General features: G+C 63.4%; 18 protein-coding genes. 6 read left to right on the top strand and 12 right to left on the bottom strand.

Features of this window, described 5'->3' with window-relative positions; genetic code table 11:
* Positions 1-61 precede the first annotated feature (61 nt).
* The gene (locus A6B35_RS26900) at positions 62-1051 is read left to right on the top strand and encodes a glutathione S-transferase family protein (protein ID WP_006203570.1); all 990 of its coding nucleotides are present in this window, start codon (positions 62-64) and stop codon (positions 1049-1051) included.
* A gap of 1 nt (position 1052) precedes the next feature.
* Here the strand turns inward: A6B35_RS26900 and A6B35_RS26895 are convergent, their stop codons facing one another.
* The gene (locus A6B35_RS26895; RefSeq protein ID WP_040583135.1) at positions 1053-1556 is read right to left on the bottom strand and encodes an NUDIX domain-containing protein; all 504 of its coding nucleotides are present in this window, start codon (positions 1554-1556) and stop codon (positions 1053-1055) included.
* Between the two features lie 50 nt (positions 1557-1606).
* Between A6B35_RS26895 and A6B35_RS26890 the strand changes: the two genes are divergently transcribed.
* Positions 1607-2542, top strand: a complete 936-nt coding sequence (locus A6B35_RS26890) for a metallophosphoesterase family protein (protein WP_006203567.1) — start codon at positions 1607-1609, stop codon at positions 2540-2542.
* Here the strand turns inward: A6B35_RS26890 and A6B35_RS26885 are convergent.
* From A6B35_RS26885 to leuA, 4 genes are all read right to left on the bottom strand, one after another.
* Positions 2532-3149, bottom strand: coding sequence for a hypothetical protein (locus tag A6B35_RS26885; RefSeq protein WP_006203566.1), 618 nt, complete (start codon positions 3147-3149; stop codon positions 2532-2534). The genes A6B35_RS26890 and A6B35_RS26885 overlap by 11 nt on opposite strands.
* Positions 3150-3227: 78 nt before the next feature.
* The gene (locus tag A6B35_RS26880; protein ID WP_006203565.1) at positions 3228-4034 is read right to left on the bottom strand and encodes an alpha/beta fold hydrolase; all 807 of its coding nucleotides are present in this window, start codon (positions 4032-4034) and stop codon (positions 3228-3230) included.
* A 120-nt stretch (positions 4035-4154) separates the two neighbouring features.
* Positions 4155-5927 carry a tetratricopeptide repeat protein gene (locus tag A6B35_RS26875; protein ID WP_006203564.1) on the bottom strand — a complete coding sequence of 591 codons (1773 nt, stop codon included), beginning with the start codon at positions 5925-5927 and terminating at the stop codon, positions 4155-4157.
* A 188-nt stretch (positions 5928-6115) separates the two neighbouring features.
* A complete protein-coding gene (gene leuA, locus A6B35_RS26870) occupies positions 6116-7813 on the bottom strand; it encodes a 2-isopropylmalate synthase (RefSeq protein ID WP_244425964.1) in 1698 nt (565 codons plus the stop codon).
* A gap of 457 nt (positions 7814-8270) precedes the next feature.
* On the opposite strand from leuA, the gene A6B35_RS26865 reads away from it, so the two are divergent.
* The 3 genes from A6B35_RS26865 (at position 8271) to A6B35_RS26855 (ending at position 11499) form a co-directional block, all read left to right on the top strand.
* Positions 8271-9437, top strand: coding sequence for an ATP-grasp domain-containing protein (locus A6B35_RS26865; RefSeq protein ID WP_006203559.1), 1167 nt, complete (start codon positions 8271-8273; stop codon positions 9435-9437).
* A gap of 3 nt (positions 9438-9440) precedes the next feature.
* Entirely contained in the window at positions 9441-10217 is a 777-nt protein-coding gene (locus A6B35_RS26860) for an esterase family protein (RefSeq protein WP_006203558.1), read from the top strand.
* 205 nt (positions 10218-10422) lie between these two features.
* The gene (locus tag A6B35_RS26855) at positions 10423-11499 is read left to right on the top strand and encodes a siderophore-interacting protein (RefSeq protein WP_040583158.1); all 1077 of its coding nucleotides are present in this window, start codon (positions 10423-10425) and stop codon (positions 11497-11499) included.
* A gap of 42 nt (positions 11500-11541) precedes the next feature.
* On the opposite strand, the gene A6B35_RS26850 is transcribed toward A6B35_RS26855, so the two are convergent.
* From A6B35_RS26850 to A6B35_RS26830, 5 genes are all read right to left on the bottom strand, one after another.
* Complete coding sequence (locus tag A6B35_RS26850) at positions 11542-13614, bottom strand: TonB-dependent siderophore receptor (RefSeq protein WP_006203555.1); 2073 nt, start codon at positions 13612-13614, stop codon at positions 11542-11544.
* Positions 13615-13824: 210 nt separating this feature from the next.
* Positions 13825-14913: an AbrB family transcriptional regulator gene (locus tag A6B35_RS26845; RefSeq protein ID WP_006203554.1), complete on the bottom strand. Its 1089-nt coding sequence runs from the start codon at positions 14911-14913 to the stop codon at positions 13825-13827.
* A gap of 77 nt (positions 14914-14990) precedes the next feature.
* Positions 14991-15299, bottom strand: coding sequence for a putative quinol monooxygenase (locus A6B35_RS26840; RefSeq protein WP_006203553.1), 309 nt, complete (start codon positions 15297-15299; stop codon positions 14991-14993).
* 49 nt (positions 15300-15348) lie between these two features.
* Positions 15349-16128, bottom strand: coding sequence for an SDR family NAD(P)-dependent oxidoreductase (locus tag A6B35_RS26835; protein ID WP_006203551.1), 780 nt, complete (start codon positions 16126-16128; stop codon positions 15349-15351).
* A gap of 74 nt (positions 16129-16202) precedes the next feature.
* Complete coding sequence (locus A6B35_RS26830) at positions 16203-16637, bottom strand: DsrE family protein (protein WP_006203550.1); 435 nt, start codon at positions 16635-16637, stop codon at positions 16203-16205.
* A gap of 96 nt (positions 16638-16733) precedes the next feature.
* Between A6B35_RS26830 and A6B35_RS26825 the strand changes: the two genes are divergently transcribed.
* Entirely contained in the window at positions 16734-17822 is a 1089-nt protein-coding gene (locus tag A6B35_RS26825) for a hypothetical protein (protein WP_006203549.1), read from the top strand.
* A 12-nt stretch (positions 17823-17834) separates the two neighbouring features.
* On the opposite strand, the gene A6B35_RS26820 is transcribed toward A6B35_RS26825, so the two are convergent.
* Both A6B35_RS26820 and A6B35_RS26815 read right to left on the bottom strand, forming a co-directional pair.
* The gene (locus A6B35_RS26820; RefSeq protein ID WP_100084796.1) at positions 17835-18764 is read right to left on the bottom strand and encodes a cation diffusion facilitator family transporter; all 930 of its coding nucleotides are present in this window, start codon (positions 18762-18764) and stop codon (positions 17835-17837) included.
* Positions 18765-18787: 23 nt separating this feature from the next.
* Positions 18788-20977, bottom strand: coding sequence for an anthranilate synthase (locus A6B35_RS26815; RefSeq protein ID WP_006203547.1), 2190 nt, complete (start codon positions 20975-20977; stop codon positions 18788-18790).
* Between the last annotated feature and the right edge of the window lie 73 nt (positions 20978-21050).

Raw genomic sequence — 21050 nt, 5'->3', positions numbered from 1 at the left:
TGACGACTTCGGCAGGGCAACCATGCGCCTACATGCACCACTAACACGCAAGGAGTTTTGCATGGGATTGCTGATCGAAGGCAGGTGGCAGGATCGCTGGTATGATACGGCGGACAGCGGCGGCAGGTTCGTGCGGGCGCAGTCGCAATGGCGCGACTGGATCACCGTTGACGGGGCGCCGGCGGAGGGGCGAAAGCGCGGCTTCAAGGCCGAGCCCGGACGCTACCACCTCTACGTCTCGCTTGCCTGCCCTTGGGCGCACCGGACGCTGATCCTGCGCGTGCTGAAGAAGCTCGAAGGCATCATCTCCGTCTCGGTCGTGCATCATTTCATGGGTGCGGACGGCTGGACGTTCCTGGCCGAGGACGGCGCCACCGGCGATACGCTTTACCGCCTCGATTTCCTGCACCAGATCTATGCCAAGGCCGATCCCGCCTATTCCGGCCGGGTGACGGTGCCGGTGCTGTGGGACAAAAAGGAACAGACGATCGTCTCCAACGAGTCCTCCGAGATCATCCGGATGCTCAATTCGGCATTCGACGAATGGGGCGATGCGAGCCTCGACTTCTATCCCGAGGATCTGCGCGGCGAGATCGACCGCATCAATGCGCTGGTCTATCCCGCGATCAACAACGGCGTCTATCGGGCCGGCTTTGCCACCACGCAACGCGCCTATGAAGAGGCGTTCGGGGAGTTGTTCGCCGCACTGGATACGCTGGAGCAGCGGCTGTCAAAGCGGCGCTATCTCGTCGGCGACCGCATCACCGAGTCTGACTGGCGGCTGTTCACCACGCTGGTGCGCTTCGACCCGGTCTATGTCGGCCATTTCAAGTGTAATCTGCGCCGCATCGCCGACTATCCGAACCTGTCGAACTATTTGCGCGATCTCTACCAGGTGCCTGGCGTCGCCGGCACGGTCAACCTGCACCACATCAAGGCGCACTACTACGCCAGCCACCGGACGATCAATCCGACCGCTATCGTGCCGGTCGGCCCGGACCTGGACTACGCTGCACCGCATGACCGGGGGCGGTTCGGAAAAGCCGCATGATCTACCAGTAGGGAGAGGGCTTTTCGCCGTGAAAAATCTCGGCGATCCGGCGCAGCGTCGCCGGGGTGGTTGCTTCCGGCAAGTTGTCGAGCGGGAAGAAGGCGGCTTCGGCGATCTCATGGTCCGGCAGCTTCGGTGCCGTCTGGCTGAAGGCTTCGATCAGATAGAGGCCGACATGGTCGCGCTTGCTGGAACGGCTGTTGAAATGCATCGACCTCAGCACCGGCGGAGCGATCAGCGCGATGTTGCCCTCCTCGGCAAGCTCGCGCGCCAACGCTTCGACCAGTGTCTCGCCGGTTTCGACGCCGCCGCCCGGCAGCTGCCAGCCTGGAACATAGGTGTGGCGGATCAGAAAGACGCTATTGGAACCGCGATCGTGAATGAGGCCGCGCACGCCGAGCGTCATCGGCCGCCGCAGCAGGAAATAGAGATGGAACAGCCTTGATCTCAGGCCCGGCCAGCCAGTCTGGCGCAAGGCCAATTCCGGGTCTGACGTTGTCGTCATCCGTGAAACCATGAGTGGTAAGCGGGGGCCGCGTCGCTTATGAATGAGGGATGTTCAGGCTCGCGCATATTTCCGATATCCATCTGGGACCGCTCCCCGGTGTAACCTATCGCGAACTCGCCTCCAAGCGCGTGGTCGGCTACGTCAACTGGCAACGCAACCGCCGCCGCCACATGCACGACGCGGTCATCGACACCATTGTCAACGACCTGAAGGCGAGCGCGCCCGACCACCTCGCCGTGACCGGCGACCTCGTCAATCTGGCGCTCGACGGCGAGATCGAAATGGCCAGGCACTGGCTGGAGACGCTGGGTTCGCCGCATGACGTGTCGGTCGTTCCGGGCAATCACGATGCCTATGTGCCGGGCGCCTTCGACAAGTCCTGCCGTTCCTGGGCGGCGTGGATGACCGGCGACGATGTCAACACGCCGGTCGACCGCCATTCCTTTCCCTATCTGCGGGTACGCGACAACATCGCTCTGATCGGCGTTTCGACAGCGCGCGCCACCGCCCCATTCATGGCCAATGGCTTCTTCAGGGAGGGCCAGGCGCAGAGGCTCGGCCGAATGCTCGACGCGACGGCCGAGCGCGGCCTGTTCCGGGTCATCATGATCCACCATCCGCCGGTGCGCGGCGCCGTTTCGCAGTACAAGCGGCTGTTCGGCATTGCGCTCTTCCAGAAGATCGTTCGCCGGCATGGGGCCGAACTTATCCTGCACGGCCATTCGCACGATCCGAGCCTGTTCTTCATCGGTGGCCGTGGCGCCAAGATCCCGGCCGTCGGTGTCGCAGCCGCCGGACAGGGGCTTGGCGACAGGCACCCGCCCGCCCAGTACAATCTGATCGATATCGACGGCGACAAGGGCAACTGGCAGGTGCGTTTGACGCGACGCGGCCTGACCGGGCCAGCTCTTCCGCCTTCGGAGCTGCAGGTGTTCGAACTTGGCGCCGATGCCGAAGCATCGCGCCAGCTGGTCAGAAGCTGATCTTCATCGCCACAAGGCGGTCCCAGAACAGCACGATCGACACAGCCAGCCCAACCAAAGCGCCGGCAAAGATCAGGCCGAGGCCGGACAGGAAGGCCGACCCGGCCTTGCCGCGCTGAGCAGCCCGCAGTGGCGGCTCGGCTTCGGCCACCGCGACACGCGCCATGCCGGAGGCGGCGTGCTCGACCCCGCCCTCCATCATCCTTTGACGTTCGACGACACGCTCGGCAACATAGCGCGTCACCTGGTCGGCGACGATTTTCATGTCGGTCGATTCGGCGAGCACCACGCGGCCGATGCGGGTATCCCTGAGAAAGCGGTAGGTGCGGCGATCCCGGCCCATGGCGACATGGCTGACCGCATCGATCCATAGGCGCGGCTGCAGGCCGGACGATACGGCGAAGTCGAAATTGTCCATATCGGCGGGCACATCGGCAAAGACGGGAGCGAGCTCGGCGGCAAGCAATTCGAGCCGCATGCGGTGCGCTTCGCGCAAGTCGACGACCACGTCGTCGCGGTCGGCAAAGGCATTCTTCACATCGCGAATGGCGTCGGACAAGTTTCGCGACGGATCGATCGGGGTGATTTTCTCGCCTGTGTCCTTCATCGGCGTTGCCTCGCGGTTGGTTAACAGCGAGTTAACATAGTCGTCGGCAAAATGCACCCGCGAGATAATGGCTGCGGATCAGCTCGCCGCCGCGTCAAGTCTGGGCTGAAGGCGCCTGCTGCTGCGGCGGTTCATGTTGCGGCGCACCGCCATGGCGACAAGGTCAGGCGCTTCCTCGGGCAGCATGTGGCCAGCCTCCAGAACATGGTGCAGATGAAAATGCACCGGCATAGCGTCGGCCTGGCAAACGGGCAGCACAGCGTCGTCCGTTCCCCAGATAACCATCACCGGCATTTTCAACGTTTCGAGCTGTTCGCGCGGTATGGCGCCCTGCCGGTCATCCCTGGTCATGGACGCGGCAAACTCGACAAGCTTTTGCAACTGACCCGGGCGCCGACGCATCTCGTCAAGCACATCCACGACGTGCTCAGGGGGTTGGCTCAGCGGCCCGGACATGGCAGCGAGACAGGTACGGATCTCACTTTTGCCGGTGGCGGCCGCATAGCGGCGCAAGAGAGGGCCGTTGATTTCCGGGCCAAAGCCGCCTGGCGCCAAAAGTGTCAGCGAGGCAATTCTTTCGGCCTCGGCCAATGCCATCAGCACAGCCACTGCGCCGCCCATCGAATGGCCGACCAGGTGCACCCTTTTCATGCCACGCGCGGCAAGGTCCGTCAGAGCGGCCCGAGCGGCCGTCCTGGCCGAACCACTGCCAGGGAAATCGAGAGAAAGCCCATGCCCGGGAAGGTCGTAGGCCAGCGTCCGCATGTCGGGCGCAAGCATCGACGTCACGTCGCGCCAGACCTCATGGCAGCCACCGAAGCCGTGCAGGAAGGCGACAGTCTTCGGACCGATACCGCGTTCGGCAGCGTGGAGGGATGAACTCATGAAAACTGATGATTGTTGCAGAACCGGACGGATAGCGAATTCCAGATTGCGGCTGGATTGCTCCCAGACCAGATCGATGGCCAGTAAAATTTTCGCGATCCGGCGCGCGCTTGGCGCACGTCAGCTGGCGTTGCCGAGCCCTGCCGTGCGCAGCGCCCCGACCAGCCGGTCGGTCAGGTCGGCAGGGTATTTCCTGTCGACGAAGGTTGAGCGCGGATTGGCGGCGAACTTCGGAAACTTGGCGATCAGCTCGTTCGTCAGCTGGCTCGCCAGTTGATCGCGGCCGGCTATCTTGGCGCCGATCAGGCGCGCCGCCAGATAGTGCGATTTGCTTGCCGTCGTGCGCAACGACTCGCTGGCAATGGCGGCCCTGTTCGTGTCGCCCAGCATGAGTGCGCCGACAAAAAGCCCGTAGTCCCACCAGGTCGGGTGGCCGCTGAAGGTTTCGACGGCGTGGGCCAGGATCGGGGTTCCTTCGCTGTATTTGCCGGCGAAAATCAGTCCATAGCCGTAAGCCGCCGCCATGCCGAGGTCGTAAGGGTTGAGCTCATGAGCCTTGCGCATCCAGCGGATCGATTCATCCATATTGCCGAGGCGCGAATTGAGATAGCCATAAGCGCGATGTGCGTAGGGGCTGGTCGGCCCCATCTGAACAGCGCGATGGGCAAACGACATCGCCTGTTCGATCGTCGCGCCGGGCGGATAGGAATAGTGATCGGTGACAGCCTCGAGATGCAGGGAGGCGAGTTCCGAATAGACCAGCGATGATTTCGCACCCTGGCTGGCGAGATTTTCCAGGCAGCGATAGGCAGCTTCGTGAGTCTTGGCGCTCTGGTCGAGGTAGTAGCTGTCATTGAGCACAAGACACCCCATAAGGCCGGTCTCGATGCCGCTCTGTTCGATATAGGTGTAGATCGGTCCGTAGGCAGGGATGGTCGAGGTCAGTATGTTGGCGATACTGTCTTCGATCGCGCCCGGCGCGCTGTCGACGGCCGACAGGTTGCGTGACAACAGCACCCGGCCGGTCGCGACATTCTGCAGTTCGAGCGTCACGTCGCTCGCCGCGGGTCCAGGCAGGATATCGAATACGAAGCTGGTGGCGTCGCCGGCCGGATCGCGAGTGCCTTCGGCATCACGTCCGATGAAGTCTATCGTGTCGAACCCGGCGAGGCCGGCGCGCAGCGAAGTAGCCACACGGGCAGCCTCCGGGCCATTGGCCTTCACGGCGATGTAGACCAGCGGCAAGGTTTCCACCGGAGGTGACGCTACGCTGCTCGTCGCCACCGCGGTCTCTACGGCCGAGGTGGAACCACTGCTGCCGAGCAGGATATCGCTGCCCTGGCGAAGGATCAGCACCCCGAGCATGGCGATGACCACGACAATTGCGCCCCAGAAGAACTTCAGCTGCCGGGTGAACGACGGCCCGGGTTCGGGTGCGGCAGCGGGCGACATCAGCGGGGCGGCGTGGACGATGTCGAGGTCGGGCAGTTCCGTGGGGGCGATCGTCGGCGCGGTGCCTTCCGCCGGCTCCAACTCGGCCGGCAGGCGAATTGCATTCAGTTCATAGGAAGGAACGTAGCCGCCGCGCGGAATGGCGATGCGCACCGGCTCGCCAACGCCTTCATTGGCGAAGTAGTTCTGCAGAAGCTCGCGCAGCCTGCCAGCCTGAACCCGAACGACGGCATCGGTAGACGGATCGAAATCGCCGTCCTTGCCGAAGACGTCCATGGCGATGGAAAAACCCTTGAGCCGGTCAGCCTCGCCGGCCTGTTCGCGTTCGACCAGATAGCGCAGCAGTTTTCGTGCACGCTCGGACCGTCCGAACGTTTCGCTGGCAAGCAGTCGCTCCAATGTCTCGCGCACTGCGGGGGCGGCAGGCGTGGCATGCTGCAAGTGTCGATCCTCTCGAAGTCGGCACAGGTTGAGGCGCGATCATATAGCGCTGGTACCGCCGCACAAGCATGGTTGTATTATGCTATCGCGTAAGCCACCGGATAATTGCCCATGGTTAACGCGAGAGCCGGCTCGCGAGGTCAGGCCCTGGAGCGCCGCCGATGCGGCGCGCCAGGGGTTTGGAAAGATCAGCCGGCCTTGCGGCCGACGATGCGGTTGGCGGCCGAAACCACGGCTTCCAGCGACGCGGCGACGATGTTGGTGTTAATGCCGGCGCCGAACAGCTTGCCGCCCGGATGTTCCATCTCGACATAGGAAATCGCCGAGGCGTTCGAGCCGCGCTGCAAGGAATGCTCGGAATAGTCGAGCACCGACATATCGACGCCGACATGGCGCGACAGAGCATCGACGAAGCCGTCGATCGGACCCGTGCCGGAACCGGTGATGGTGACTTCCTTGCCGTTGTCGAGGATCACAGCTTCGACCACGCGCCGGCCCTTTACCTCGGTATCGGGATAGGTCTGGTGGTCGAGGAATTTCAGCCGCGCGCCGGGCTGGTCGACATAGGTTTCGAGAAAGCGGTCATGGATGCGCTTGCCTGGCACTTCCTTGCCTTCGGCGTCGGTGATCGCCTGGATATGTTGGCTGAACTCGATCTGCAGATTGCGCGGCAAATTGAGGCCATAGTCGGCGTGCAGCACATAGGCGATGCCGCCCTTGCCGGACTGCGAGTTGATGCGGATGATCGCCTCGTAGTTGCGGCCGACATCGGCCGGGTCGATCGGCAGATAGGGCACTTCCCAGTGCGGCGTGTTGGCCTTGCGCAGCGCCTTCATACCCTTGTTGATGGCGTCCTGGTGCGAGCCGGAAAAGGCGGTGTAGACGAGTTCGCCGACGTAAGGGTGGCGTTCCGGGATCTTCAGCTGGTTCGAGTACTCGTAGACGTCCTTCATCCGGTTGATGTCGGAGCAGTCGAGTTCGGGATCGACGCCTTGCGTGTACATGTTGAGCGCCAGCGTGACGATGTCGACATTGCCGGTGCGCTCGCCATTGCCGAACAGCGTGCCTTCGACACGGTCCGCACCGGCCATCAGGCCGAGTTCGGTGGTGGCGATGCCTGTGCCGCGATCATTGTGCGGATGCAGCGAAATCAACAGGTTCTCGCGGTTGTCGAGGTTGCGGCACATCCATTCGATGCGGTCGGCATAGATGTTGGGCGTCGACATCTCGACCGTCGACGGCAGGTTGATGATCAGCTTGTTGTCCGGCGTCGGCTTGACGATCTCGGTGACCGCGTTGCAGATCTCCAGCGCCACTTCGAGTTCGGTGCCGGTGAAGCTTTCCGGCGAATATTCGAAGCGATAGCCGCCGCCGGCCTTCGCCGCCATGTCGGTGATCATCTTGGCCGCGTCGGTGGCGATGCGCTTGATGCCGGCGACGTCCTTCTCGAAGACGACGCGGCGCTGCAACTCGCTGGTCGAGTTGTAGAAATGCACGATCGGGTTGGTGGCGCCCTTCAGCGCCTCGAAGGTGCGGGTGATGAGCTCGGGACGGCACTGCACCAGCACCTGCAGCGAGACATCGGCGGGCACATTGCCCTCCTCGATGCACCAGCGGGCGAAGTCGAAATCGGTCTGCGAAGCCGACGGGAAGCCGATCTCGATCTCCTTGAAGCCCATATCGAGCAGCAGGCCGAACATGCGCGCCTTGCGCTCATGGCCCATCGGGTCGATCAGCGCCTGGTTGCCGTCACGCAGGTCGACCGAGCACCAGATCGGCGCCTTGTCGATGATCTTCGAGGGCCAGGTGCGGTCGGTGAGGCCGACGGTCGGATAGGGTTGATATTTGCGAGGGGCGTCCGGCATGCCCCGGGCTGACTTTGTCATGCCCCCTACTGCGTTGCCGTCATTTGGACGGATATCTTCTCGTGCGTTCATCGTCGTATCTCCCGGCGGCTCGCGGGTCCACCTGCAGGCGGATTTTGGTGCCGAGCGGCGCCTTTACCAAAGTTTCGTTCGCTTGATGTGACTTGCCAATTTGGCCAAGGAGCGTGCGCGTGAGCGGCGGTTCGACCGCCGGGCGCTCCTTCAGCGAACCCGGCGATCGCCGATAAGGCCGAGAAGAAGCAGGGTCGAAGCAAGCGCGCGCACAGTCTCGCCGGCGAAGCCGGTCGGACGGGAAGCGACGGAAGAGGCGCGCGTGTTCATGGCGGTTCTCATACAGGAGCAGGCTGTGGGAGGCAAGTGGGACCGCCTCCTTGGCAAGATGCGCAAGCTCTTCCCCATAGGGAGCAAATACGCCAAACTCGCCTCGACCTGACAGCGACGCCGGGGGAGGCCGTCCATGAATTTCGTTTTCTTCTCGCCGCATTTTCCGGCCAACGGCGCCGATTTCTGCGACCGGCTGAAGAAGGCCGGCGCCACGGTGCTCGGCATCGGCGATGCGCCCTATGAGGCGCTGAACGGAAAACTGAAGACGGCGCTGTCGGAGTATTACCGCGTCGCCGACATGGAGGACTACGAGCCGGTGTTCCGGGCGATGGGCCATTTCATCCACAAATGGGGCCGCATCGACCGTTTCGAGTCGCTCAACGAACATTGGCTGGAACTCGAGGCCAACATCCGCACCGACTTCAACATCTTCGGTACCAAGCTCGATTTCGTGAAGAATTTGAAACGCAAGAGCCGCATGCGCGCCTTCTTCCGCAAGAGCGGCGTCGAGACCATCCCGCAGCGCAAGTGCTCCGATCGCGCCGGTGCCATGACCTTCATCCGCCGCGTCGGCTATCCGGTGGTGGTGAAGCCGGATTCCGGCTCCGGCGCTTCGAACACCTTCAAGATCTCCAACTCGAAGGAACTCGATCAGTTCTTCAAGGACAAGCCCGAAGATGTCAGCTTCGTCATGGAGCAGTTCATCGAAGGGCTGGTGGTGACCTTCGACGGGCTGGTCAACCGCGACGGCGAGGTGGTGCTGGCGGCCAGTCACCGCTACGACCAGAGCGTCATGGAGGTGGTCAACAGGGACCGCCATATGAGCTACACCTGCTTTCCCGAGATCAGCCCGGCGGTAGCGGAGGCCGGTCGAAAAATCCTGAAGGCGTTCGACGTGCGCGAGCGCTTCTTCCACATCGAATTGTTCGAGACCAAGGACAACCGCGTCATCGCGCTCGAGGTTAACATGCGCCCGCCCGGCGCCTGGATGACCGACGCGATCAACTACACGTTCGACATCGACGTCTATGCGGCCTGGGCCGAAATGGTGGTCAAGGACGCCGCCGGCGGGCCTTATGAAGGCAAGTACTTCACCGCCTATGCCAGCCGCAAACGCCACCTCGCCTATTTGCACAGCCATGCGGACGTGCTAGCCGCCCACGGCGACAAGATCGTCCACCATCAGGCCATCGAAGAGGTTTTCAGCCGCGCCATGGGACATTACGCCTATCAGATGCGCTCCAGGGATCCGAAGGCGCTGCGCCAGGCGGTCGACTACATCCACGCGGAAAAGGCGTGAGCGATGGACGTTTCCTATCACAAGGGTTTCGCCCGCAACCTCGGCCGCGACATGGAATACAAGCGCTATGGCCATGCCGGCCGGCCGGTGGTGGTGTTCCCGACCTCGCAAGGACGGTTCTACCAGTTCGAGGATTCCGGCGGGGTCGGCGCGCTTTCGGAATTCATCGACACCGGCCGCATCCAGCTGTTCACGCTCGACGGCATCGATTCGGAATCCTTCTTCGACAAGCATGCCGACCCGGCAGACCGTATCGCGCGCCACGAAGCCTATTTCCGCTATGTGCGCGAAGAGGCGCTGCCGGAACTGCTGGCGACCGCGGCAAAAGCCAATGGCGGGCGCGAGCTGAGGCCGCTGTTTTCAGGCTGTTCGATGGGCGGCTACCACGCGTCGAATTTCGTCTTCCGCTTTCCGGAACTGGCCAGCGGCGTGATCGCGCTGTCGGGCGTCTACTCGACCCGCGATTTCTTCGGCGGCGCGCTCGACGGCAATATCTTCTACAACTCGCCGCTCGACTATCTGCCTGGGATCGTCGACCAGAAACTGCTTGGCCGGCTGAAGGCGCTCAGGCTGATCTTCTGCTGCGGTCAGGGCGCCTGGGAAGAGCGGATGCTCACCGAGACGCGGGCCTTGGAGCAGGTGCTGCGCGACAAGTCCATCCCCGCCTGGGTCGACTATTGGGGCGGCGACGTCAGTCATGACTGGCCGTGGTGGCACAAGCAGCTGGTCTACTTCTTCGGCCGCTGGCTGGATGACGATTTGATGCACCGGCTGGACTGATGGTTGCCGTTTCCGGTTACGATGGTCGATTTTCCAGCCAGTGTGATCGCCTAGGAACCGCGTTGCATTCTTGAGGTTCAAGCGCTCAAGAAAATATGACTTCTTTCATCATGTTTCTATGGAAACGGCGCCGCCGCTGTGGCATGTCGGCGATGGCTGCGCCTTGGACGGCGTCGCTTCAACCGGTATTCGAAAGGCTGCACCCATGGAGCAACTGAGCGCGCAAACCCGGATCGTCGATGGTGCCATCCGGTCCGTCATGGACAGGCTGCGCGCCGAGCACGGCGAAACCGAGATCGACACCGGCATTGCCGACCAGTGGGAATTCCGCATGCATTACGGCTCGTTGAACGCGACGCTCGACGACGGCAGCGTGCTGATCCGTGTCGCGGCCGAGGACGAGACCTGCCTGTCCTACATGAAGATGACGGTCGCCGGCCATTTTTCGGAGCATCTTGGCACGACGAAAGGTATTCGCTGGCAAGGCGATGGCAGCGATGCCGGCACGCCGGTCTTCTTTCGCGAGATCAGGGTTGTGTCGGCAACACGGATTTCCCCGCATATGCAGCGCGTTCGTTTCTCAGGCAGCGATCTCGGCCGGTTTGCGCATGGCGGCCTGCATGTGCGGCTCTTGCTGCCGCCGCGCGGCCGGCAGCCGGTCTGGCCGTCGATGGGCGCCGACGGCCTGCTGGTGTGGCCTTCGGGCGAGGATGCGCTGGTCGTGCGGGTCTACACGATCCGGGCGCTCGATGCCGCCGGCGGCTGGCTCGATGTCGACTTCGTGCTGCATCCCGGCCAGGACACGCCGGCCGCCACCTTCGCCGAGAACGCGCAAGCCGGCGATATTGTCGGCATGATCGGACCTGGTGGAGGCGGAACGCCCGATGCGGAGACGCTGCTTCTGGTCGGCGACGATACGGCGCTTCCCGCCATCGGCAGGATCCTCGAGGAGCTTGCGCCCTCGACCCGCGCCGAGGTGCTTATCGAAGTCGATGGCCCCGAGGACCGGATGTCGCTGGCTGACGGCGAGAACATCGCTGTCGCCTGGCTTTACCGGCAAGGCGTTGAACCCGGCACGGCCGCTCTGTTGCCGGCGGCGCTGCGGGGGCGTGATCGCGCGGTGCTCCCGGAGAATCTCTATGTCTGGGCGGCGTGCGAATTCGCCGATTTCCGTGAGATCCGCAAGATCGTACGCAAGGAGTGGGGCCTGCCGCGCGGACGGCATCTGGTCACCGCCTATTGGCGCCGGGGCGCCGAGAGCGATGACGAGGGCGAAGAATAGCACCGCGCCGCCGCTTGATGGCAGCGCGGATGGCGACGTCGGTCAGAAGCGGTAGCGCAGGCTGGCGAACAGCGAACGGCCTTCGTCGCGGTAGCAATAGCCGGCCGAGCAGATGGTCTTCTGGGTGTCGAACAGGTTCTTGGCGTTGACCTGCAGCTTCACGCCTTCAAGCTTCGTATTGCGGTAGCCGAAATCGTAGGAGAGCGAGGCGTCGACGAAAGCGCGCGCCTCGTTCTTGAAGGTGTTGGTGTCGTCGCCATAGCTCGAGCCGGTGACGCGCACGCCGGTTCCCAGCCCAAGCCCCTCCAGCGTGCCGTTCTCGAACTGGTAGTGGCCCCAGAGCGACAGGATGTGGTTCGGCGTCGCCGACAGTTCCTTGCCAACGGTGCCTTCGGCGCCGCGTTCGATCTTGACGCGCAGATAGGTGTAGGAGGCGAGGAAGCTGAAGCCGTTGTCCAAAGAGGCATTGGCTTCCAGTTCGATGCCGCGCGAGTTGAGGTCGAGCTGGCGCTGCTTGTTGATGCCGGTCGAGGCGTCGAACACGACGCCGTCCTTCTGGTCGATATCAAAGAGGGCGGCGCTGACGATCGCGTTGTAGTCCGGGAGCTCGTATTTGACGCCGATCTCCTTCTGCGTCGCAACGGTCGGGCGGGCGACCCGGCCGACGGTGCTGGTGACGTCGTCAAAGACGAAGCCGATGTTGGGCGAGAACGAGGTGGAATAATTGACATAGGGAGTGATGCCCCATTCGGTCTGGTAGGACAGGCCGAGCCGGCCGGAGAAGGCGCTGTCCTTCTGCTCGGAGGTGCTGAAGTCGGCAGCGGTCGAGGTGGTGTCGACCCAATCGTAGCGGCCGCTGGTAAACAGGGTGAAATCGTTCCACTCCATCTGGTCGTGCAGGTAGACGCCGAGCTGGTTCATCTCCTGCCCGCCATAGTGCGGAACCGCGGCCGACTTGATGTCGTCGACCGAGACATAGGAGATCCCGCTGCCGGCATCATAATCCGACCAGGCGTAGTCGATGCCGCCGACCGCGGTATGCCTGACCGGGCCGGTGTCGAACTCGAACTGCGCCATGTTGTCGACGACGAAGTTCTTCATGGTCTCGGTGTAGTGGCCCCAATAGCGCTGCAATGGCTGATCGGCGCCGATCGAATAGTGGCCGCTGTATTCGATGTCGCTGTCTACGGCGTTGTAGCGCAGGTTCTGGCGCACCGTCAGCACATCGTTGAAACGATGCTCGAACTCGTAGCCGATGCGGCCTTGCGTCTGGTCGAAATCGTTCCAGGCCGGGTCGCCCTCATAGACGTTGGACAGCACGCCATAGGCCGAGTTGTAGAAGGCGGCGGTGCCACCGGTGACGGATTTCGAGTACTCGCCGAGGATGGTGAGCTTGGTGTCCTCGTCCGGTTTGAAGGTGACCGCTGGCGCCAGATAGAGCTTGTCGTCTGGATAGCCAGGCAGATCGGTTTCGCTCAGCCGGCCGAGGCTGGTGAAGCGGTAGAGGATGCTGCCGTCGGCGTTGACCGGACCGGAAGCGTCGAGGCCGGCCTGGAAACGGTTGTGCTCCCCGGCCAGCAATTCGATCTCGTGGAACGGTTCATCCTTGGGGCGCTTGGTGACGACATTGACGATCCCGCCCGGGCCGCTGATGCCGTAGAGCGAGGATGCCGGGCCTTTCAGGATGGTGACGCCCTCGATGCCGTAGGGCTCGGTCTTGAACCAGGCAGAGGGGCCGTTGTACTGGCGCAGCCCGTCGCGGAACATGCCATTGTAGAAGGCCTGGAAGCCGCGCAGGAAGAAGGCGTCGTAGCGGGTATCGAAGCCGAAGCTGTTGGGGTTGGCGCTGGCCGTGTAGCTGAGCGATTCGTTCAACGTGCGCGGCTTCTGATCCTCGATCTGCTTTTGCGTCACCACCGAAACCGCCTGCGGGATCCTGGCAATCGGCGTGTCGAGCTTGGTGCCGATGCGATCCTTCTTGGCGACGTAGCCGTCCTGAACCAGGATCTCGTCGCTCTCGGCGGTGACTTCGATCTTGCCGAGGACGGTGGCGTCCCCACTCTCCTGTGCGCCGGCCGGCAGGGCGTGGCCGAGCAGGGCGGTGCCGGCCAGCAATGATAGTCTCCAGCACCATGTTGCCGTCCGCGTCCGCATCGCTCGTCTCCACTGTCTCATGCCTGATTGCGATCCCGCGCTCTCAAATATGAGTGTATGAGTCAAGTATTTTTTCGCGTTTGCGCGACGACTTGTCTGACCGTTGCCCCGGCAGCAAAAAAATCACCCGGTTCCGATGAAGCCGGGGTCAGGTCAAGGGGCGGAAAATGCTTATGGTTTCACGCTTCTGGCCACCAGGCGCGCGACGCTCGGCCCGATCAAGAGCACGACGAGGAAGCGGGCGGATTGCAGCGCCATGACGAAGGAGATGTCGACGTTCTGCGCCGCGGCGGCGATGATGGCGACGCTGTCCATGCCGCCCGGACTGGTCGCCAGATAGGCGGTCAGCGGATCGATGCCGAGCAGATGGCTGATCAGGAAGGCGAGGCCGCCGCAAAAGGCGATCAGCGCGACGATCGAGCCGATGATCTGCGGCAGGGCGCGCGCCGCGTGGCTCAGGATCGGCCGGGTGAAATTCAGCCCGATCGACCAGCCGATCAAGGCATAGCTGACCGCCAGCAGCCATTGCGGCAACTGCATCGGCACATTGAGGCCGAGATGGATGATGGAGCCGAAGATGAAAGTGCCGAGGAAGAAGGGCGAAGGCAACCGCCATAACTTGCCGAGCAGGCCGCCGACGAGCGCGATGCCGATGGTGGCGGCGAAGGCCGGCGGATCGATCGGCGGAAACCAGACGATGGCCGGGACTTCGATACCTGATGTGTCGACCCACATCCTGGCGATCAGCGCTGCCGTCATCGAGACGAAGATGACGCGCAGATACTGCATGAAGGCGACGAGGCGCTGGTCGGCCCCAAAGGCGCCTGCCATCAGCACCATGGCAGTAGCCGCCCCCGGTGACGAGCCCCAGACCGCCGTGGTGCCGGGCAGGATGCGCCAGCGGCTGATCAGCCAGCCGAGCAGGCTCGAAGCCGCGACGGTCGCCACCACGACGCCAAGGAATAGCGGCCACTCCTGGTAGAAGACGGGAAAGATATCGGTGGAGATCGATGCGGCGACGAGGCAGCCGACGACCGCCTGTGCCGAACCGAACAGCGGCTTCGGTATGCGCACCGTGGCGCCGTTGGTGCCGGCGAGGATCGCCGCCAGCATCGGGCCGATCAGCAGCGCCGCGGGCAGTGCGGCAATTTCGAGTGCGCCGGCGAACAGGAGCGAGAAAACCAGCAGGACCAGCCATTGCCAGCGCCTGTGCAACTGCGCCATGCGCTCGACGGGGGGCTGGTCTGGCGAGGAGTCCATAACCCGCGTCTTAGACCGGACGAGCCAAAATGCGAACCCCCTGTCTGCCGCAGAAAATCAGCCGCTGGCCTGAGGCGTCAGCCGGCCTCGGCCCTCGGCAACCCGAAGCCACCGACCGGCTGGGTTTCGACCTGGAATTCGAAGCCGGCGATGAAAGGGCGCGCCTTGGCGATCGCCGCCTGGACTTCGGGCAGTTGCAGCGACGCCTTGTGGCTTGCCTGATCGGTCCAAACTTCGGTGACCCAGATTGCGTCGGCGTCAACCGGGTCGATGGCGATGACGTAGCTCAGGCAGCCGGGCAGGGCGCCTGTGGTCTCACGCAGCACGTCCATGACCGCGTCGCGCTTGCCGCGCGCCGCCCGCATCTTGCCGATCAGTCCGTACATTCCGTTGTCTCCCTTCAGGGTTGCGCGAACGGAGTATGCAGGTCTCGGCTCATGGCATCAACTGGCCGCCATTCACCTCGATCACCTGGCCGGTGATGTAGCCGCTCAAAAGGTCGGAGGAGAGGAACAGGTAGGCGCCGACGCAATCCTCTGCGGTGCCGGCGCGGCCTTGAGGAATGGTGGCGACCATGCCCTTCATCTGCTCTTCGGTCGAATAGCGCTCATGGAAAGGTGTACGAATAGTGCCCGGCGCCACGGCGTTGACGCGGATGCCGAAGCCGATCAGTTCCTTGGCCATGCCGCGCGTCACATTGGAGACGAAGGCCTTGGCCGAGCCGTAGAGACCGGCGCCGCCGCCGGCGCCGTTGCGGGCGGCGATTGAGGAGGTGTTGACGATGAAGCCGCCCTGGCGCTTCAGCCATGGCATGGCCTTGCGCGAGGCAGTGAGCACGGAACGCGCGTTGAGATCCATCACCGCGTCGTAATGCGCTTCGGTCTGGTCGGCATAAGGCACGCGGCCGAGCATGCCGCCGGCATTGTTGACCAGTCCGTCGAGTCGGCCGAAGTTTTCCGCGCTCTCCTCGACGACGCGCTCGACATCGGCCGGCACGGAGAAATCGCCCTGCGTGAGGAAGACCTCGCCGCCGCCATTGCGAATGGTCCCGGCCAGTTTCTCGGCCGCGTCGCGGCTTGAATTGTAGTGCAGCGCGACGCTGCATTTCTGCGCGGCATAGGCCAGCGCCAACGCTGCGCCGATGCCGGTCGAGGCACCGGTGACCAGCACCGCCTTGCCGGCGAGATCTGGGATGACAAGGGCGGGGGCGGTCATGGGCACTTTCCTCTGGGATATACTGCTCTCCCTTCGTAGGCTCTCACCGCCCTCACGTTCAAGTCCGTGGCGGCTCAAGGCCTGAGATAGGCATAGCCCTGGCGCTGCAGTTCGGCGAGCTTGACGACGCCGCCCTCGTCGACGGCATGGAAGCCGTCGAGCAGGTCGGCGATAGTGATCTCCATGCCTTGCATGGTGTTGCCGCAAGCATGTGGACTGAGGCCCTGCTGGACAAGGCCGGCGAAGCGACCGGAAATCGCCGCCGATATGCCCTTCGACTTGAAGGCGGCAAGGGCCGGACCGTGCACGACCAGCGCAATGTCGACATTGCCGCCGGTGCCTTCATAGTGGTTCTTGATGTTGCCGAGCACGAAATTGACCTTGTCGACGTCGCTCAGATGATAGGCGACTTTTGGTCTTTCCTCAGCGGCCGCGGCCTTGACCTGGCGCAGACCGAAAAGGCCGGCGGCCCCGGCAAGACCGGCGCGGAACATATCGCGGCGTCGCATCGCGTCCTCCTCATCCGCCAGTTTTGCATGGCCCCGGCTTCGCTCCTAGACTAGCATAAATCGCGGGCACGTCCTGTCGGTGCGAGGAGGGATCACATGACGTCGAGGATCATGGTTGGCGCCGGGCTTGGTGCCGTCTTGCTTGCGGCGCTTGCCGGCACGGCTTTCGCCGACGACACACCCAAACTCACCGAACTCAGTCCGAACGGCGCCGATGCCTGTTTCGGGCGCGTGTACGATGCCGCCCATCTCAAGGCGCATCCGAAGCAGAAGGTGGCGCGGATCTACTTCTACTATGGCCACGACCCGGTCAGCCGGCCGAACGAGGAGCCGAGCGTAGGGGCCGACAGCTCCTACAACTCCTTCATCGCCACCACCGTGCGTGGCGCCAAGGCGCCGGAGTGGGCCGGCGGCTGGTGCAATCACGAGTCCGAGGATGGCAAGAGCGGGCCGATCCATTGCGGCATGGACTGCGACCGCACCCTGGCCTCACTGAGGGTCGATGAAAAAGGCCGGCTGATTGTCACGGACGTGCAGCCCGACCTTTATCTCGATGCAGGGGCGGAAGACGAGCTTGGCAAGGCTGAATATGACAGGCAGGCGCTTGGCAAGGAGGATGACAATTTCCGGCTCGACCCGATGCCTGCGGCGACCTGCAAGGCGGAATTCGCGCGCATCGATCCGATCGACCCGGCACTCGGTCCGCCGCTGCGCGAGCGGCTGAAGCCGGAACAGCCTTTCTGCTATGGGCGCGACTATAACGCCGCGCATCTCGGCTCGCACCCGGACCAGGTGACGCAATCGATCCGCGTCTTCCGCGGATCGGTGGAACTGGCGTCGTTTGCTGCCGGCGGCGACGCGGCCAACTGGCCCGATGGCGCCGATATCGCAATTTCCGTCACGACGCGGCAGAAGTCGGGCAAGGTCACGCAGACCTATTCCTGCCAAGGTGAGGCCGACCAGTGGCGCTGCGCGGCGAGCGCGAAGATGAGCGACTTTTCCTGCGACATCACCCAGAAGGAGATATTCCTGCGTCGCGGCGTGAACGGCACGATGATGCTGGCCAACCCGAACAGCAGCCTGCCGATCATCGACATGTGCTCGAAGGCGGCCGAGGGCAAGACCACTTCTGACGACAAGGTCTACCGGTTGAACCCGATGCCGCAATCTGCTTGCGCACCGTAATTTAGAAGGGAACTAGGCGAAAGGCACCGCCGTGGTGCCCTTGGGCAACTTCGCCTCGTCATCCGGTTCGACATGGATGGTGACGCGGACCGATGGGATTTCCGCCTTCAGCGCGTCCTCGATACGGTCGCAGATGACGTGGCTGTCGCCCACCGTCATGTCGGCGTCGACGACCATGTGGAACTCGATGAAGGTGGCGCGGCCGGCGATGCGCGTCTTGAGGTCGTGGACTTCCAGCGCGCCCTTCGAATTGGCCGAGATGATGTCGCGGATGCGCATGTGCTCCTGCGTGTCTACGGCACGGTCCATGAGGCCGCTCAGCGATTCTCCGGTCAGCTTCCAGCCCTGGTAGAGAATGTTCAGCGCCACGAGCAGCGCAAGCAGCGGGTCGAGGATGTGCCAGCCGGTCATCACCGCGCCGACAAGGCCAACGATGACACCAACGGACGTCAAGACGTCGGTCATGATGTGCTGGCCGTCGGCGACCAGTGCCGGCGATCGTTCGGCGCGGCCGTTGCGGATCAGCACCAAGGCCCATACCGCGTTGACGACTGCCGCGCCGGCATTGATCATCAAGCCCTGCCATGGCTGTTCGAGCACGGGCGGGTTCTGCAGCGACTGCCACACCTTGGCAATGATCAGCATCGCTGCCACGACGATCAGCACACCCTCGAGGACCGCGGAAAAGTATTCGGCCTTGTGGTGGCCGAACGGATGGTCGCTGTCGGCTGGTTTGTGGCTGATGCGGATCGCCCACAGCGCTGCGGCCGCGGTGATGACGTTGACGATGGATTCCAGGGCGTCGGAATAGAGGGCGACCGAGCCGGTGATGCGCCAGGCCACAAACTTCAGCCCCATCACCAGGAAGGCGATGACGATCGACCAGAAGGCGAGGCTGGCAATCCTGCGCTTGGCAGCGGCTTTTGCCGCGACCGTCGTCATGTCTTCCGTTGCGGCCATCGTTGCTAGGCAGCCTTTTCCTTGGCCTTGCGCGGCAAATGCGCAACGATGTTCTCGATGATGCGCATGCCGGCATTGTGGCCGAGCGTCATGATCGACTCCGGGTGGAACTGCACGGCGGCGATCGGCTCCTTGCGGTGCTCGAAGGCCATGATGACGCCGTCCTCGGTCTCGGCCGTGACGATGAAATCGTCGGGCAGGCGCACCGGATCGGCAAAGATCGAGTGGTAGCGGCCGACGGTCACTTCCTTGGGCAGGCCGGAGAAGATGATGCCGGGCTTGGAGACGCGGATGCGCGACGGCTTGCCGTGCATCGGAATGTGCAACTGCCGCAACTCACCGCCATAGGCCTCGGCCAGCGCCTGCAGGCCGAGGCAGACGCCGAAGATCGGCAACTCGCGGGCTCGCGCCTTCTTGATGGTGGCGGCGCAATCAAAATCCTTCGGTGTGCCGGGGCCGGGCGAGAGCACGACAAGATCGGGCTTCAGCCGCTCGAAGACCTCCTCCGGCACCGGGGTGCGTACGGTCGAGACATTGGCGCCGGTCTGGCGGAAATAGTTGGCCAGCGTGTGGACGAAGGAGTCCTCGTGGTCGACCAGCAGGATGTTGACGCCGTCGCCGACGCGCGCGGTGGTGCGTTCGGTGCCGGCTGCGTTGCCGGTCTTGGCGTCGCGGATGGCGGAGAGCATGGCGGATGCCTTCAGTTCGGTTTCGGCTTCTTCTTCCTCGGGAATGCTGTCGAAGAGCAGCGTGGCGCCGGCGCGCACTTCGGCGATGCCGTCCTTGATGCGGATGGTGCGCAGCGTCAGGCCGGTGTTCATATCGCCGTTGAAATTGACCATGCCGATCGCCCCGCCATACCAGACGCGCGGGCTCTTCTCGTTCTGCTCGATGAAGCGCATGGCCCACAATTTCGGTGCGCCGGTGACGGTGACCGCCCAGGCATGCGAGAGGAAGGCGTCGAAGGCATCCATGCCTTCGCGCAGCCGGCCTTCGATATGATCCACCGTGTGGATCAGGCGCGAATACATCTCGATCTGGCGACGGCCGATGACGCGCACCGAACCAGGCTCGCAGACGCGCGACTTGTCGTTGCGGTCGACGTCCGAGCACATGGTGAGCTCGGATTCATCTTTCTTGGAATTGAGCAGCTTCAGGATCTGCTCCGAGTCGGAAATGGCGTCGTCGCCGCGCTTGATGGTGCCGGAGATCGGGCAGGTCTCGACGCGGCGGCCATTGACGCGCACGAACATTTCGGGCGAGGCGCCGATCAGGTATTCGCCTTCGCCGAGATTGATGAAGAAGGAATAGGGCGAGGGGTTGATCGACTTCAGCTTGCGGGAAATGTCGGAGGGCGGCGTCTCGCAGCGCTCATAAAACATCTGGCCGGGCACGACCTCGAACAGGTCGCCGCGCTTGAAGCTCTCCATCGCCCGGCGCACCAGGTTGGCATATTCACCGGGTTCATGGTCGCCGCGCGGCGGGATACGGTCTGCGCTCTTGAACGGCTCGACGGCGGCGTCGCGCGACAGTCCTTCGGTCGAGAACCCGTCGCCGGAATAATCGTAGCGGTCGGTCCAGGCCTTGGTCGAATAGTGGTCGACGACCAGAATCTCGTCGGGCAGGAACAGCACGAGGTCGCGCTGGCTTTGCTTGCGCTCGAGCTTGTAGTCGACCGGATCGAACTGGAAGGCGAGGTCGTAGCCGAAGGCGCCGTAAAGGCCGAGATTGGCATCTTCCTCGGTCTTGAACAGAGCGGTGATAGCGCGCAAGACCGTAAATACCGAAGGAACGCGGCTGCGCTCCTCTTCGGTGAAGACACGGCCGGGCTTGGCCACGTCGAGGCGGATGAGCTTTTTCGATGCCTCGGCGATAGTGACCTCGGCAAGATCGGCCAGTGCCTTGCCGATCACCGGCAGCAGCACCTCGCCGCGGGCGTTCAGCGCCTCGATACGGACAGTGCGGCCACGCGCCGAGATGACCAGCGGCGGATCGATGATGGCGGTGTCCCAGCGCGTATAGCGGCCCGGATATTCGTAATTCGAGGAAAACACCGCACCGCGCCGCGAATTCAGCCCGTCGACATAGGCGTCGATCGCGCCTTCATAGGGCTGCTCGTGGCGCTCGCGGGTGATGGTCACGCCACCGGCGGTGACGAAGCGCTCCGCCCCGGTTTCCAGAATGATCGTCGTCATTGCCGTCTCCATCTTGGGCAACGGACCCGGGAATGGCTTGAAAAAACAAATGGCCGCCCGGACATTCCGTTGC

Origin of the sequence: Mesorhizobium amorphae CCNWGS0123 (assembly GCF_001686985.1) — a bacterium.
GTDB lineage: Bacteria > Pseudomonadota > Alphaproteobacteria > Rhizobiales > Rhizobiaceae > Mesorhizobium > Mesorhizobium amorphae.
Note: the sequence above shows the minus strand (reverse complement) of the source record. Positions and strands in the feature narration are given on the sequence as shown.

Coding starts and splice junctions, on each gene's coding strand:
- A6B35_RS26900 (WP_006203570.1), top strand. CDS start 62: ATGGGATTGCTGATCGAAGGCAGGTGGCAGGATCGCTGGTATGATACG.
- A6B35_RS26895 (WP_040583135.1), bottom strand. CDS start 1,556: ATGACGACAACGTCAGACCCGGAATTGGCCTTGCGCCAGACTGGCTGG.
- A6B35_RS26890 (WP_006203567.1), top strand. CDS start 1,607: ATGTTCAGGCTCGCGCATATTTCCGATATCCATCTGGGACCGCTCCCC.
- A6B35_RS26885 (WP_006203566.1), bottom strand. CDS start 3,149: ATGAAGGACACAGGCGAGAAAATCACCCCGATCGATCCGTCGCGAAAC.
- A6B35_RS26880 (WP_006203565.1), bottom strand. CDS start 4,034: ATGAGTTCATCCCTCCACGCTGCCGAACGCGGTATCGGTCCGAAGACT.
- leuA (WP_244425964.1), bottom strand. CDS start 7,813: ATGACAAAGTCAGCCCGGGGCATGCCGGACGCCCCTCGCAAATATCAA.
- A6B35_RS26865 (WP_006203559.1), top strand. CDS start 8,271: ATGAATTTCGTTTTCTTCTCGCCGCATTTTCCGGCCAACGGCGCCGAT.
- A6B35_RS26860 (WP_006203558.1), top strand. CDS start 9,441: ATGGACGTTTCCTATCACAAGGGTTTCGCCCGCAACCTCGGCCGCGAC.
- A6B35_RS26855 (WP_040583158.1), top strand. CDS start 10,423: ATGGAGCAACTGAGCGCGCAAACCCGGATCGTCGATGGTGCCATCCGG.
- A6B35_RS26845 (WP_006203554.1), bottom strand. CDS start 14,913: ATGGACTCCTCGCCAGACCAGCCCCCCGTCGAGCGCATGGCGCAGTTG.
- A6B35_RS26840 (WP_006203553.1), bottom strand. CDS start 15,299: ATGTACGGACTGATCGGCAAGATGCGGGCGGCGCGCGGCAAGCGCGAC.
- A6B35_RS26835 (WP_006203551.1), bottom strand. CDS start 16,128: ATGACCGCCCCCGCCCTTGTCATCCCAGATCTCGCCGGCAAGGCGGTG.
- A6B35_RS26830 (WP_006203550.1), bottom strand. CDS start 16,637: ATGCGACGCCGCGATATGTTCCGCGCCGGTCTTGCCGGGGCCGCCGGC.
- A6B35_RS26825 (WP_006203549.1), top strand. CDS start 16,734: ATGACGTCGAGGATCATGGTTGGCGCCGGGCTTGGTGCCGTCTTGCTT.
- A6B35_RS26820 (WP_100084796.1), bottom strand. CDS start 18,764: ATGACGACGGTCGCGGCAAAAGCCGCTGCCAAGCGCAGGATTGCCAGC.
- A6B35_RS26815 (WP_006203547.1), bottom strand. CDS start 20,977: ATGACGACGATCATTCTGGAAACCGGGGCGGAGCGCTTCGTCACCGCC.